Below are 12,941 nucleotides of genomic sequence, written 5' to 3' on the forward strand. Positions count from 1 at the left end.
GTAGCGAAAGACGGGTGAGAATCCCGTCCACCGAATGCCTAAGGTTTCCTGAGGAAGGCTCGTCCGCTCAGGGTTAGTCAGGACCTAAGCCGAGGCCGACAGGCGTAGGCGATGGACAACAGGTTGATATTCCTGTACCACCTCTTTATCGTTTGAGCAATGGAGGGACGCAGAAGGATAGAAGAAGCGTGCGATTGGTTGTGCACGTCCAAGCAGTTAGGCTGATAAGTAGGCAAATCCGCTTATCGTGAAGGCTGAGCTGTGATGGGGAAGCTCCTTATGGAGCGAAGTCTTTGATTCCCCGCTGCCAAGAAAAGCTTCTAGCGAGATAAAAGGTGCCTGTACCGCAAACCGACACAGGTAGGCGAGGAGAGAATCCTAAGGTGTGCGAGAGAACTCTGGTTAAGGAACTCGGCAAAATGACCCCGTAACTTCGGGAGAAGGGGTGCTTTCTTAACGGAAAGCCGCAGTGAATAGGCCCAAGCGACTGTTTAGCAAAAACACAGGTCTCTGCGAAGCCGTAAGGCGAAGTATAGGGGCTGACACCTGCCCGGTGCTGGAAGGTTAAGGAGAGGGGTTAGCGTAAGCGAAGCTCTGAACTGAAGCCCCAGTAAACGGCGGCCGTAACTATAACGGTCCTAAGGTAGCGAAATTCCTTGTCGGGTAAGTTCCGACCCGCACGAAAGGTGTAACGATTTGGGCACTGTCTCAACCAGAGACTCGGTGAAATTATAGTACCTGTGAAGATGCAGGTTACCCGCGACAGGACGGAAAGACCCCGTGGAGCTTTACTGTAGCCTGATATTGAATTTTGGTACATTTTGTACAGGATAGGCGGGAGCCATTGAAACCGGAGCGCTAGCTTCGGTGGAGGCGCTGGTGGGATACCGCCCTGAATGTATTGAAATTCTAACCTACGGGTCTTATCGACCCGGGAGACAGTGTCAGGTGGGCAGTTTGACTGGGGCGGTCGCCTCCTAAAGTGTAACGGAGGCGCCCAAAGGTTCCCTCAGAATGGTTGGAAATCATTCGTAGAGTGCAAAGGCATAAGGGAGCTTGACTGCGAGACCTACAAGTCGAGCAGGGACGAAAGTCGGGCTTAGTGATCCGGTGGTTCCGCATGGAAGGGCCATCGCTCAACGGATAAAAGCTACCCCGGGGATAACAGGCTTATCTCCCCCAAGAGTCCACATCGACGGGGAGGTTTGGCACCTCGATGTCGGCTCATCGCATCCTGGGGCTGTAGTCGGTCCCAAGGGTTGGGCTGTTCGCCCATTAAAGCGGTACGCGAGCTGGGTTCAGAACGTCGTGAGACAGTTCGGTCCCTATCCGTCGTGGGCGTAGGAAATTTGAGAGGAGCTGTCCTTAGTACGAGAGGACCGGGATGGACGCACCGCTGGTGTACCAGTTGTTCTGCCAAGGGCATAGCTGGGTAGCTATGTGCGGAAGGGATAAGTGCTGAAAGCATCTAAGCATGAAGCCCCCCTCAAGATGAGATTTCCCATAGCGTAAGCTAGTAAGATCCCTGAAAGATGATCAGGTTGATAGGTTCGAGGTGGAAGCATGGTGACATGTGGAGCTGACGAATACTAATAGATCGAGGACTTAACCATATAATATGAAGCAATGTTATCTAGTTTTGAAAGAATATAAAAACTTGTTGACTTTAAAAGTTAAATAAGTTAAAATGATTCTTGTCTTAAATGAATATAGTCTGGTAATGATGGCAGAGAGGTCACACCCGTTCCCATACCGAACACGGAAGTTAAGCTCTCTAGCGCCGATGGTAGTTGGGACCTTGTCCCTGTGAGAGTAGGACGTTGCCAGGCAAAATGGAGGATTAGCTCAGCTGGGAGAGCACCTGCCTTACAAGCAGGGGGTCGGCGGTTCGATCCCGTCATCCTCCACCATATATGTCGGAGGGGTAGCGAAGTGGCTAAACGCGGCGGACTGTAAATCCGCTCCTTCGGGTTCGGCAGTTCGAATCTGCCCCCCTCCACCATTCTTAATTAATGGGCTATAGCCAAGCGGTAAGGCAACGGACTTTGACTCCGTCATGCGCTGGTTCGAATCCAGCTAGCCCAGCCATTAAGAGCCATTAGCTCAGTTGGTAGAGCATCTGACTTTTAATCAGAGGGTCGAAGGTTCGAATCCTTCATGGCTCACCATTTTAAATAAATATGCGGGTGTGGCGGAATTGGCAGACGCACTAGACTTAGGATCTAGCGCCTTTGGCGTGGGGGTTCGACTCCCTTCACCCGCACTTTTAATAAAATAACTCAAACATGTCTTGCGGAAGTAGTTCAGTGGTAGAATACAACCTTGCCAAGGTTGGGGTCGCGGGTTCGAATCCCGTCTTCCGCTCCAATTTTCAATATGACATGCCGGGGTGGCGGAACAGGCAGACGCACAGGACTTAAAATCCTGCGGTGGGTGACCACCGTGCGGGTTCGACCCCCGCCCTCGGCACCATATGCGCCCGTAGCTCAATTGGATAGAGCGTTTGACTACGGATCAAGAGGTTAGGGGTTCGACTCCTCTCGGGCGCGCTTTTATTAACGGGAAGTGGCTCAGCTTGGTAGAGCACCTGGTTTGGGACCAGGGGGTCGCAGGTTCAAATCCTGTCTTCCCGATATTCCCAAAAACATGGGGCCTTAGCTCAGCTGGGAGAGCGCCTGCCTTGCACGCAGGAGGTCAGCGGTTCGATCCCGCTAGGCTCCACTTTATTTATTATATGTCTCGGAGGTATACCCAAGTTCGGCTGAAGGGATCGGTCTTGAAAACCGACAGGCGGTGAGAATCGCGCGGGGGTTCGAATCCCTCTACCTCCTCCATTTTCTTTTTAAATGGTTTAGATACGTATAATAATAAAATTTTTATTTTTTCCTTCATGGAGGTATACCCAAGTTCGGCTGAAGGGATCGGTCTTGAAAACCGACAGGCGGCGAGAGTCGCGCGGGGGTTCGAATCCCTCTACCTCCTCCATTTTTTGAAAAACATTATATTGTCGCGGGGTGGAGCAGCACGGTAGCTCGTCGGGCTCATAACCCGAAGGTCGCAGGTTCAAATCCTGTCCCCGCAACCAAATGGTCCCGTGGTGTAGTGGTTAACATGCCTGCCTGTCACGCAGGAGATCGCCGGTTCGACCCCGGTCGGGACCGCCATTTATGTTGGCTCGGTAGCTCAGTCGGTAGAGCAGAGGACTGAAAATCCTCGTGTCGGCGGTTCGATTCCGTCCCGAGCCACCATTTTTTTATGCCGACTTAGCTCAATTGGTAGAGCAACTGACTTGTAATCAGTAGGTTGGGGGTTCAAGTCCTCTAGTCGGCATCCTTTAGGGGCATAGTTTAAAGGTAGAACTGAGGTCTCCAAAACCTCCAGTGTGGGTTCGATTCCTACTGCCCCTGTAAAAGTGTATGGGCCTATAGCTCAGCTGGTTAGAGCGCACGCCTGATAAGCGTGAGGTCGATGGTTCGAGTCCATTTAGGCCCACCATATATTATTCCGCAGTAGCTCAGTGGTAGAGCTATCGGCTGTTAACCGATCGGTCGTAGGTTCGAGTCCTACCTGCGGAGCCATGGCCCGTTGGTCAAGTGGTTAAGACACCGCCCTTTCACGGCGGTAACACGGGTTCGAATCCCGTACGGGTCATAAAAAAAAGAGTCAGCAATATGCTGACTCTTTTTTATTTTGTGGAATCCTCCTTTATCAACTGATTTTCCTGAAATAAATAAAGGGATTTAGGAAAAGCTATGGTATGTATAAAAAGGAGGAGATAAAAATGACACGAGTGAGAGACTTTATGAGTACTCATGTTGTACATTGTACACCGCTAGACAATGTATATGAGGCTGCTGTAAAGATGAAAGAAGAATCGATTGGATTGATTCCAGTTGTTGAAAATGAGCAAGTTGTTGGGCTTGTTACGGACCGAGATTTAGTTGTTCGTGGGATTGCTGAGAAACATCCTGGATCTAATAAAATTACAAATGTAATGACAACAAACATTGTTTCAGTTTCTCCAGATGATTCTATTGAAAAAGCTACAGAGTTAATGGCACAGTATCAAATTAGACGATTACCAGTAGTTGAGGGTGGTCAACTCGTGGGGATGCTAGCACTAGGTGATTTAGCTATAAGAGAATCGGCAGATGATCAAGCTGGATTTGCTTTAAGTGAAATTTCGGAGCATACGGAATGAAGAGAGTCGTTCATTAGTGGAATAAGTTACGTATAAAAATCAGATGCATTATTCTAGTATATATGGATTAAACTAATATGTTAGCATGATGTATCTGAGACATTATATAATATAAGTATACAGTTAGTAATTTCGACAGTTTATTTAAATTTGTCATTCCTAATTTTAAATAAGAGAAAAAATGATATACTGATAGATATAAGTATTATGAAAGATTTCGAATATAACAATATTCATCGTTAATGATGTAATAATGGATTAATATTTCCTATGTAGACAAAAGGGAAGGGGAATTATATGAGGGCTGTACAGCGCGATCCAAATTGGAATTTGGTTACAGATACATATATAGAACCAAATAATTTCGCTGAATTATTTTCTTTACTTGTACCTTGTCATCCAAAAGGTGAAGGGAAAGAACGAACTATATTAGTGTGGAAAGAAAAAGAATTTTATAAAGAAGAAAATTTAGCGGCATTTATCGTATATGGAATGGATAAAGTAAAGAATTTACCGCAGTTTCATAAAGATGAAATTCCAACTCTAGTACGTATTCTTCGCTTATGCCAAGAGATTGGTTGGTATGAAGAAGCAAATACATTTATGATAACTCAAGGACTAGCTGAGTTTGTTCACACTTCATTGGAATATGAAACGTGGGATCTTTTGACGCAAGCGGTTGCTTTAAACTATTTAATTATTAAATATCGTATTGGTGAATTGACTGATGGGGATGTAGAAATTTGGGACAGGGTTAAATTTAATGAGAAATGTATAACGGATTGTAAACATCTATTATCTCATAAAGAAGTATTGGAATTTACATTCTTTTATATGTGTAAGAGAGCTAAATTACTATCAAAAGAGCAATTAAATAGTGATATGATGAGTCTAGCGATGTATTGTAATACGTTTGTGTATGACTTATACACACATGACTTATTACGAAAATATCGTAAGTGTACAGACTTCCTATCATATTATGGACCTAGTCAAGCGGTGTTAGCTTGTCAAAGAGCTGTACTTTCTCAAATTTCAGATCGATTAGACCCATTGAAAACTACTCATGTAGATGATTATTTATATGTAATGAAAGAAATGATGGAGCATATGACGATAGGAATAATGGATCGATATGATCATTTTATCGGAAAGTTATTATCATATGTGCCATTTTTCGAAATGATTCAAGTTCCGCAACATGCATATTATTGTGAAGAATTGCTGTATATTTGTAAGGGCATTGAATATAAAGAAGAAATATTACGCAATTATATATTTATACAATTACATGATTGTTTACCATCATTCTTTAAATTATTTCTTAAAAATAAGCGTTATGCAACAATTCATGACATTCTGTTCTATTGGTGTGATGATGAACAAAGAATGAGCTTAGAGAAAAAATATAATCTTAGCTTTATTTATGAAAAATATGCTTGTGGATAAAGAGCATTTTCTATATAAAAAATTTATATAAATTAAAAAGGATCTCAAGTTTATGTGAGATCCTTTTTTTATTAGTAAAGCAAGGAGAACGCAATTAAGACGAGAACTAACATTCCATAAAGGAGAAATTGTGCCGTATTGCTTCCTTGTATACCAAAAAAAGTATTTATTTTTGTGTATAAATTCAATATATATTTTATCGGATTATCTTTGAAAGATCGGTACACAGTGTCTCCTCTTTCTAAGCTTTTTGTTCGTGTTTTTTGTTAGTAGGGACATGAATGTATCTAGCTATGAATAATAAAACAGCCATAAAGAATACAGGAAATACGGTAGATAAATAAAAACCATTACTAATAATATTTGTTATTAGGGCACTTAATAGAAAGATGGCATTATATATATGAGCAATTTTTTGTTTTAGTTGTACTTGAAAGGATTCCATCATAATTTCTAAAGCAACAAAAGCAATGATAATAGATAAAAATACAGTGTTTGTATTGTAAATGATTAAACAACAGATTAAACCTAAAAAGGCTAAGTATTCAATTAAGAGAGGTATATTGATATTGCGTTGCATACAATTTACCTAACTAAATATGGCAGTGGGTTTACTGCATTTGTTTTTTCAAAATTCCATTCTCCATTGTGTAATTCAAAATGAAGATGTTGCCCGTATGAATGACCTGTATTTCCCATATGACCTACTAATTGTCCAGCTTGTACTTGATCACCAGCTTGTACAGTGCGATCTTTCATGTGTGCATAGACTGTTGTATATAATTTCCCGTTTATTTGATGGGCGATGAACACAACATTGCCATAGCTAGCTGAATAATATGATTTCACAACCTTACCTGCCGCTGCCGCCTGGATAGAGACATTACCCTGAGCTGCAATATCTATACCATAATGCATTTGTTCCCAACGTATATCAAAGGTTGAGCTAATTCTTCCTTGAGTAGGGAATTTGAAAACTGCTGGAATGGAAGTAGTTTGAGCCGTTTGAGCTGTTTGAGCTGTTTGAGCTTGTGATTGCATTTGATTTTGCACCACATAATGTTTCGCCACGTATCCGTATCCTGTGCCAAAACGAATCTTATACCAAGTTCCTACAGTTTCCACTACTTGTACTTGTGTACCATTTTGTAATGAACCAAGTAGCGCACTACTTGTACTAGCGTTGCCACGTACATTAAGTTTAGGTGTTGCAACTGTGTATTTCGTATTATTTTGAACTGTGATACCTTTTACTAAAGGCTGTGAACCATTAGACACGAACGCTTTTTGTACGTAACCTGTTTTGCCATTATGTAAAATTTTATACCACTCGCCTTGTTCTTCTTGAATGGTAACGTATTTCCCATTTGGTAATACATCTAGAATTGAAGATTCTAAATTAGGTTCAGCACGAACGTTTAATGCATTGGCATTAACGATGTATTGATTATTAGATTGAAGTTTGTTTTTTAGTAGAATAGCATCTTTTTGTACGTAACCTACTTTATTATTAACAGATACTTTGTACCAGCCATTAGTTGTTTCAAGTATGTTCACTTTCGTATTAAAGCGAATTGTATCAATTGAAGAGCTATTTGCGTTATCTTTTGTATGTAAGGCTACTTGATCGACTTTGACATAACCAGTTTTCACATTAGATAATTGTTCAGCGTTGGCTGTTTGTACATTTGTTTCTCCCATAGAAGGAAGTAAAGAGGCAATTGCGACAGTAGTTGCTGTTAAAGCAGTAGCTTTCATATTCATATAATAGAGACCTCCTCTAGTTGTATAGTTGTAATTTTATTATAGTATAAAGATATAATATAGTGGGTGTATTCACATAAATGTAATATGAAATCAATATAAAAATAAATTTTTTGAGGATAATGATTCCTTTTTATCCAATTAATTAGGATAATAATTTCTAAGATAGAATATAAGTATTATATAGTTTTGATATTTTGTTGACAATTGAGAAAATTAAAACAGTTGATGATGTCTTATTACGATGTTATACTGACAGTGATAATTTTATAGTTTGCTAGGAGAGCTGGTGTTGCCAGCTGAGAGTAGGCCGTAAGCCTTTGATCCTTTTCATTACCTGATCTAGATTATGCTAGCGTAGGGAAGCAATTCGGACACTAATAATGAGTCCCCGTTTCTTTGCGTATAGAAACGGGGCTTTTTTGTTAAAAATTTCATATTGAAACCACTAGGGGTGCTTGTTGTGCTGAGAGAGGAATAATCCTTAACCCTTATAACACCTGATCTAGGTAATGCTAGCGAAGGGAAGTGGAGCAACGAATAAATTATAATTTTATTTGCTGTAACCACTTCTTATTTAGAAGTGGTTTTTTATTTAGATATATAAATTGAAAGGGGATAGCGAAATGAAATTTTGCGATAGATTATTAGAAACTGTACAACCAGTTTGGGAGATGAGTCATAATCATCCGTTTGTAGTAGGTATGGGAGATGGCACGTTAGAAAAAGATAAGTTTCAGTATTACATTATTCAAGATTATTTATATTTGTTAGATTATGCAAAGCTATATGCGATTGGTGTTGTAAAAGCAACGAATCCACAAGTAATGGGGAAATTTGCTGAACAAATTGATGGCATATTAAATGGAGAAATGACAATCCATAAACAGTATGCAAAAAGACTTGGAATTTCTATAGAGGAGATAGAGTCTGCAAAGCCATCTGCTAAAAATTTAGCGTATACAAATTACATGATGTCTGTATCTCAAAATGGCACACTTGCGGAATTAATAGCGGCACTTCTTCCATGTATGTGGAGCTACTGGGAAATTGGAAAGCGTTTAAATGATATTCCTGGAGCAAGAGATCATGAGTTCTTTGGTGAGTGGATTCAAGGATATAGTTCTGAAGAATACGGTAACCTTTGTATTTGGTTAATCGATTTATTAAATGAAATGGCAGTTGGAAAGTCTGAAAAAGAGCTAGATCGATTAGAGGAGATTTTCCTATATTCCAGCCGATTTGAATATTTATTCTGGGATATGTCCTATCGTAAGGAGATGTGGGGATTTGAGGAGCAAGAACATACTACAGTTTCATAATGTTTCTTTTCATTATGATGAGAAACTAATCATCAATGAATTAAATGCTTCTATACAAGATAAAGAGTTTGTAAGTATTATCGGACCGAGTGGATGCGGGAAAAGTACTTTATTTCGCCTTATTACAGGTTTAGAAGAAGCGAGTACTGGACAGATAGAGCTGACAGAAACAAAGAGCCATCCTGTAGGGTATATGCCCCAAAAAGATATGCTCCTGCCATGGAGAACAATTATTGAGAATGCTGCCCTGCCGCTAGAGTGCCAAGGTGTACAGAAGAAAGAAGCGCAAATAAAGGCAAAGGAACTGTTACATAAATTTGGCTTACAAGGGTATGAGACAAAATATCCGAAAGATTTATCTGGTGGTATGAGGCAACGCGTATCTTTCATTCGAACTTTATTAACAGGCGGGGAGATATTGCTGTTAGATGAACCGTTTAGCGCGCTGGATGCTTTAACGAAGGCATCTTTGCAAGAATGGATGTTTGAACAATGGAAAGAGTGGGAAAAAACAATTTTATTTATCACTCATGATGTGGAAGAAGCGTTGTTTCTTTCTAATCGAATTTTAGTAGTAGAGCAGCAACCGATAACTACTTTAACCGAGAGGGTTGTACCGCTTGATCGTAATCGAACAAGAAAAGATTTATATAAGCCTGAAGTGTTAGCGCTTAAAGATGAGCTTCTTAGTATGTTACAAAGGCAGGTACTTGTATGATGAACCGGTTGAAGGAGTTGTTACCTGCCCTTACACTTTCTAGTATTTTACTTGCCTTTTGGGAAGTAGGCGCAAGAATCGTAGATGAAATGTACATTTTACCGTCACCGTCTGCAATTGTGATGAAGATATGGAAACTAAAAGATATATTATTTACGGTTCATTTGCCGGCAACTTTATCGGTCGTTTTAATAGGGGTGGCTATTTCTATCGTACTTGGGATAGGGCTAGCGATGTTAATGAATGCGAGTAATTGGATGGAGAGAGCATTTTATCCATTATTAGTTGCCTCACAAACGATTCCTATTACAGCGCTTGCTCCGCTTTTCGTTTTATGGTTTGGATATACGATTTGGAGTAAGGTCGTTGTCACGGTTTTAATTACGTTTTTCCCAATTGCGGTCAATACGTATGATGGACTACGCAGTACGAAAAAAGAATGGGAGGAGCTCTTAGTTACGTATGGGGCAACGAAAAAAGATGTTTTTCTTAAATTAAAGTTACCATCTGCTCTTCCTTATTTTTTCTCAGCTTTAAAAATTGCAGTTCCGCTTAGTGTAATTGGGGCAGCAATCGGTGAATGGCTCGGTGCACAAGCTGGGCTTGGATATTTCAGTAAAAGAATGATGACGCAGTTAGACGGAGCAGGTGTATTTGCACCCATTGTATTGTTATCATTATTAGCTATTTTCTTCGTCATACTTATCTCAGTATTAGAAAAGAAATTTATTAGTTGGAGGAAGTATTCATGAAATTTTTAAAACGCATCTTTGTGTTGACATTATTAGTTGCAATGATTACTGGATGTTCTAGTAATTCAGCGTCAGATAAGGGTAAAAAGGAAAAAGAAATAACGGTCATGCTTGATTGGTACCCAAATGCGGTACATAGCTTTATTTATGCAGCAATTGAAAAAGGCTATTTTAAAGAAGAAGGAGTAAAGGTGAATATAAAATTCCCTTCTAATCCGACTGATCCATTAACTTTAGCAGCTGCAGGAAAAGTAACGGTTGGCTTATATTATCAGCCAGATGTTGTCATGGCAAAAGCAAATGAACAAATTCCAGTGAAATCAATTGGAGCTGTCGTACGTTCACCATTAAATCATGTTGTATCGCTGAAATCAGCAGGCATTCAATCGCCAAAAGATTTAGAGGGGAAAACAGTTGGCTATTCTGGAACACCTTTAAGTGAGATGTATTTAAAAACGATGGTAAAAGAAGCTGGTGGTAATCCAGATAGAGTGAAAGTAGTCGATGTTGGCTTTGATTTAGTACCGGCATTAATTACGAAAAAAGTGGATGCGGTAACAGGGGCATATATTAACCATGAAGTACCTGTTATGCGTCATGAAGGTCATGAACCAGCGTACTTTAATCCAGCTGATTACGGTGTACCGAATTATCATGAGCTTGTATTTGTAACAGGTGATAAAACGTTGAAAAAAGATAAAGAAGCGTTACAAGCCTTCTTACGTGGTACGAAAAAAGGCTATGATTTCATGAAGGAAAATCCAGATGAAGCATTAAATATTTTATTAAATCATCAAGAAAAAGAAAACTTCCCACTTGTACCAGAAGTTGAAAAAGAAAGTATGAAAATTTTATTAGAGAAAATGGAAACGAAAGATGAGCCATTCTTATCAGATTCAAAAGAATCATGGGAGAAACAAAATAAATGGCTGAAAGATAAAGGAATGACGAAAGAAGTCGTTCCGGCCGATGAGTTATTCGAAAATATTTTAAAGTAGGCGAATGAATATGAAAAATGAGCTTCATGTAATCTCAAATGGTCACATGTCATTCGAAGAGTTAGTGAATGTAGCGATGCAAATTGAAAGTGAGATTGATTATTTGCATATTCGTGAGCATGAGAAAAGTACGAAGGATTTGTATAAAGGTGTGGAAAGTCTTTTGAAGAAAGGCTTTCCGGCATCAAAAATAGTGATAAATGATCGAATTGATATCGCAATTTTATTAAACATTCCACGCGTGCAGCTCGGATATCGAAGCGCAAATGTAAGGTCAGTGAAAGAAAAGTTTTCTTATTTGCATGTCGGCTATTCTGTACATTCTTTAGAAGAGGCGATTGATGCATTTAAGAATGGAGCGGATTCACTCGTCTATGGTCATGTATTTCCGACAGATTGTAAAAAAGGTATACCAGCGAGAGGGCTTGAAGAGCTTTCAGACATTGCAAAGTGTTTATCCATACCGATTACAGCAATTGGCGGAATTACCACGGAAAATACCGGGGATGTTCTTACTAACGGTGTCAGTGGTATTGCTGTTATGTCCGGGATTATAAGTAGTAGTAACCCGTATAGCAAAGCGAAGTCTTATAAGGAATCAATAAGAAAGTGGGCGGAAAAACATGTGTAAGAAGTATGATGTAGCGATAATTGGCGGTGGTGTAATTGGTAGTTCAGTTGCACATTTTCTAGCAGAAAGAGGACATAAAGTAGCGATTATAGAGAAGCAAAGAATTGCATCTGAAGCCTCGAAAGCAGCCGCTGGTTTACTTGGGGTTCAGGCAGAATGGGATGAATATGACCCACTATTTGAACTTGCGAGAGAAAGCCGTGCTATATTTCCACAACTTGCAGCAGTTTTACGTGAAAAAACAGGCATCGATATTGGGTATGAAGAGAAAGGCATTTATCGCATTGCCCAAAATGAAGATGAGAAGGAAAGAATTCTTCACATTATGGATTGGCAGCAGAAAACAGGTGAAGATTCTTATTTTCTAACAGGAGACCTTTTACGAGAGAAAGAGCCGTTTCTATCGGAGTCAATTATAGGTGCTGTATATTATCCAAAAGACGGTCATGTTATTGCACCGGAGCTTACGAAAGCATTCGCACATTCCGCATCATTCTCGGGTGCTGATATATATGAACAGACAGAAGTGTTTGATGTTCGTATTGAAAATAATAAAGTGACTGGGATTGTGACGAGCGAAGGTATTATAGCATGCGAGAAAGTTGTTATTGCGGGTGGTTCATGGAGCACGAAGTTACTAGGTCATTTTCACCGCGAATGGGGTACATATCCAGTTAAAGGAGAAGTAGTAGCGGTAAGAAGTAGAAACCCACTTTTAAAGGCGCCTATTTTCCAAGAAAGGTTTTACATTGCACCAAAGCGCGGCGGGCGTTACGTAATTGGAGCAACGATGAAGCCTCATACGTTTAATAAAACTGTGCAACCAGAAAGTATTACTTCTATATTAGAGCGTGCGTATACGATATTGCCAGCTTTAAAAGAAGCAGAGTGGGAAAGCACATGGGCAGGGTTAAGACCACAATCGAATCACGAAGCTCCTTATATGGGAGAGCATGAAGAAATAAAAGGTTTATATGCTTGTACTGGGCATTATCGAAACGGTATTTTATTAAGTCCTGTTTCTGGTCAGTATATGGCTGATTTAATAGAAGGAAAGCAGGAGAATCATTTGCTAGATTCATTGCTTTCTAAAACAGTTTAGAAAG

The 12,941-nt window shown here is 40.1% G+C and carries 10 protein-coding genes, 20 tRNA genes, 2 rRNA genes and 2 riboswitches (1 of these 34 cut by a window edge); of the genes, 30 read left to right on the forward strand and 2 right to left on the reverse strand.

The window, feature by feature from the left end:
• From J0835_RS03720 to J0835_RS03835, 24 genes are all read left to right on the forward strand, one after another.
• Positions 1-1,613: ribosomal RNA gene (locus J0835_RS03720) — 23S ribosomal RNA — on the forward strand (it extends 1,309 nt beyond the left edge of the window).
• A 100-nt stretch (positions 1,614-1,713) separates the two neighbouring features.
• Positions 1,714-1,829: ribosomal RNA gene (gene rrf, locus J0835_RS03725) — 5S ribosomal RNA — on the forward strand.
• Positions 1,830-1,834: 5 nt separating this feature from the next.
• A tRNA-Val gene (locus J0835_RS03730) sits at positions 1,835-1,910 on the forward strand.
• 8 nt (positions 1,911-1,918) lie between these two features.
• Positions 1,919-2,002 (forward strand) — tRNA-Tyr (locus tag J0835_RS03735).
• An 11-nt stretch (positions 2,003-2,013) separates the two neighbouring features.
• Positions 2,014-2,088 (forward strand) — tRNA-Gln (locus J0835_RS03740).
• A 4-nt stretch (positions 2,089-2,092) separates the two neighbouring features.
• Positions 2,093-2,168, forward strand: a tRNA-Lys gene (locus J0835_RS03745).
• A gap of 14 nt (positions 2,169-2,182) precedes the next feature.
• Positions 2,183-2,263 (forward strand) — tRNA-Leu (locus J0835_RS03750).
• A gap of 29 nt (positions 2,264-2,292) precedes the next feature.
• Positions 2,293-2,367, forward strand: a tRNA-Gly gene (locus J0835_RS03755).
• Positions 2,368-2,383: 16 nt separating this feature from the next.
• Positions 2,384-2,472, forward strand: a tRNA-Leu gene (locus J0835_RS03760).
• A 3-nt stretch (positions 2,473-2,475) separates the two neighbouring features.
• Positions 2,476-2,549: transfer RNA gene (locus J0835_RS03765), tRNA-Arg, on the forward strand.
• Positions 2,550-2,559: 10 nt separating this feature from the next.
• Positions 2,560-2,633, forward strand: a tRNA-Pro gene (locus J0835_RS03770).
• A 15-nt stretch (positions 2,634-2,648) separates the two neighbouring features.
• Positions 2,649-2,721: transfer RNA gene (locus J0835_RS03775), tRNA-Ala, on the forward strand.
• A gap of 20 nt (positions 2,722-2,741) precedes the next feature.
• A tRNA-Ser gene (locus tag J0835_RS03780) sits at positions 2,742-2,834 on the forward strand.
• Between the two features lie 58 nt (positions 2,835-2,892).
• Positions 2,893-2,985 (forward strand) — tRNA-Ser (locus tag J0835_RS03785).
• A 23-nt stretch (positions 2,986-3,008) separates the two neighbouring features.
• A tRNA-Met gene (locus tag J0835_RS03790) sits at positions 3,009-3,085 on the forward strand.
• 3 nt (positions 3,086-3,088) lie between these two features.
• Positions 3,089-3,164 (forward strand) — tRNA-Asp (locus J0835_RS03795).
• An 8-nt stretch (positions 3,165-3,172) separates the two neighbouring features.
• Positions 3,173-3,248 (forward strand) — tRNA-Phe (locus J0835_RS03800).
• A gap of 9 nt (positions 3,249-3,257) precedes the next feature.
• A tRNA-Thr gene (locus J0835_RS03805) sits at positions 3,258-3,330 on the forward strand.
• 6 nt (positions 3,331-3,336) lie between these two features.
• Positions 3,337-3,407 (forward strand) — tRNA-Trp (locus tag J0835_RS03810).
• Between the two features lie 11 nt (positions 3,408-3,418).
• Positions 3,419-3,495: transfer RNA gene (locus tag J0835_RS03815), tRNA-Ile, on the forward strand.
• An 8-nt stretch (positions 3,496-3,503) separates the two neighbouring features.
• A tRNA-Asn gene (locus J0835_RS03820) sits at positions 3,504-3,578 on the forward strand.
• A 1-nt stretch (position 3,579) separates the two neighbouring features.
• Positions 3,580-3,651 (forward strand) — tRNA-Glu (locus J0835_RS03825).
• 130 nt (positions 3,652-3,781) lie between these two features.
• Positions 3,782-4,201, forward strand: coding sequence for a CBS domain-containing protein (locus J0835_RS03830; protein ID WP_048562522.1), 420 nt, complete (start codon positions 3,782-3,784; stop codon positions 4,199-4,201).
• Between the two features lie 297 nt (positions 4,202-4,498).
• On the forward strand, positions 4,499-5,650 hold the full coding sequence (locus tag J0835_RS03835; protein ID WP_046956752.1) for a DUF3965 domain-containing protein: 1,152 nt from the start codon (positions 4,499-4,501) through the stop codon (positions 5,648-5,650).
• A gap of 241 nt (positions 5,651-5,891) precedes the next feature.
• Here J0835_RS03835 and J0835_RS03840 read toward each other — a convergent pair whose 3' ends face one another.
• A complete protein-coding gene (locus tag J0835_RS03840; RefSeq protein ID WP_087979487.1) occupies positions 5,892-6,230 on the reverse strand; it encodes a hypothetical protein in 339 nt (112 codons plus the stop codon).
• 5 nt (positions 6,231-6,235) lie between these two features.
• A complete protein-coding gene (locus tag J0835_RS03845; protein WP_087979488.1) occupies positions 6,236-7,414 on the reverse strand; it encodes an SH3 domain-containing protein in 1,179 nt (392 codons plus the stop codon).
• A 269-nt stretch (positions 7,415-7,683) separates the two neighbouring features.
• Positions 7,684-7,795: riboswitch (TPP riboswitch) on the forward strand.
• Between the two features lie 59 nt (positions 7,796-7,854).
• Positions 7,855-7,958, forward strand: a riboswitch (TPP riboswitch).
• A gap of 82 nt (positions 7,959-8,040) precedes the next feature.
• Between J0835_RS03845 and tenA the strand changes: the two genes are divergently transcribed.
• Genes tenA through thiO form a run of 6 tightly spaced genes read left to right on the forward strand, consistent with a single transcriptional unit; the run spans position 8,041 to position 12,937 of the window.
• Positions 8,041-8,736 carry a thiaminase II gene (tenA, locus tag J0835_RS03850; RefSeq protein WP_000666826.1) on the forward strand — a complete coding sequence of 232 codons (696 nt, stop codon included), beginning with the start codon at positions 8,041-8,043 and terminating at the stop codon, positions 8,734-8,736.
• Positions 8,705-9,454, forward strand: coding sequence for an ABC transporter ATP-binding protein (locus J0835_RS03855; RefSeq protein WP_087979489.1), 750 nt, complete (start codon positions 8,705-8,707; stop codon positions 9,452-9,454). Before tenA ends, J0835_RS03855 begins: the two co-directional genes overlap by 32 nt.
• A complete protein-coding gene (locus J0835_RS03860) occupies positions 9,454-10,206 on the forward strand; it encodes an ABC transporter permease (protein WP_087979583.1) in 753 nt (250 codons plus the stop codon). Before J0835_RS03855 ends, J0835_RS03860 begins: the two co-directional genes overlap by 1 nt.
• On the forward strand, positions 10,203-11,204 hold the full coding sequence (locus J0835_RS03865) for an ABC transporter substrate-binding protein (RefSeq protein WP_087979490.1): 1,002 nt from the start codon (positions 10,203-10,205) through the stop codon (positions 11,202-11,204). The genes J0835_RS03860 and J0835_RS03865 overlap by 4 nt, the downstream gene beginning before the upstream one ends.
• Before the next feature lie 10 nt (positions 11,205-11,214).
• A complete protein-coding gene (tenI, locus tag J0835_RS03870; protein ID WP_087979491.1) occupies positions 11,215-11,835 on the forward strand; it encodes a thiazole tautomerase TenI in 621 nt (206 codons plus the stop codon).
• Positions 11,828-12,937, forward strand: a complete 1,110-nt coding sequence (gene thiO / locus J0835_RS03875) for a glycine oxidase ThiO (RefSeq protein WP_087979492.1) — start codon at positions 11,828-11,830, stop codon at positions 12,935-12,937. Before tenI ends, thiO begins: the two co-directional genes overlap by 8 nt.
• Positions 12,938-12,941 lie beyond the last annotated feature (4 nt).

The organism is Bacillus cereus group sp. Sample62, assembly GCF_036851315.1.
In the GTDB taxonomy this organism is placed as follows: Bacteria; Bacillota; Bacilli; order Bacillales; family Bacillaceae_G; genus Bacillus_A; species Bacillus_A wiedmannii.